We start from the raw sequence: 517 nt of genomic DNA on the forward strand, positions 1-517 counted from the left end.
GAAAAACTGGTCAGGACCTTACTCCTGACCGTTTTCTTTTGCAAAATGACAAAAATCATAAACTTTTTGACAAATATAGTTGTCAAAAAGAAAAAGATGTGTTACAATGTAAGCAAGTTAAGAGTGAAGGAGAAAGGAATGCTTAAAAATCGTTTAAAAGAGCTTCGGGCTCGCGATGGTCTCAATCAAACAGAGCTGGCCAAACTAGCTGGCGTGTCCAGACAGACCATTAGCCTACTAGAACGGGACGAATACACCCCGTCCATTGTGATCGCCCTGAAGATTTCGCAGATATTCAATGAACCAGTCGAGTCGGTATTTCGGATAGAGGAGGACGAGTGATGAACAAGTATAAAGTGATTTATTATATGAGTGTTTTTGCCTTTATTGTGAATGCTTTTGCTATGATTGGAACATTACTGGGTTGGTTCTATTTTGTTGAAAGTAAGTATTTGTTTTGGATTAATTTAGTCCTCTTGTCCATTTTCAATCGGTTGAAGAAAAAGGAGAAAAATGA

General features: G+C 37.9%; 1 protein-coding gene. It reads left to right on the forward strand.

All coding sequences use genetic code 11. The features are described from left to right. The first annotated feature begins 138 nt into the window (after positions 1-138). Entirely contained in the window at positions 139-342 is a 204-nt protein-coding gene (locus tag GMD4S_RS12610; protein WP_000916947.1) for a helix-turn-helix transcriptional regulator, read from the forward strand. Positions 343-517: the final 175 nt, after the last annotated feature.

It is taken from the genome of Streptococcus sp. GMD4S, from assembly GCF_000296955.1.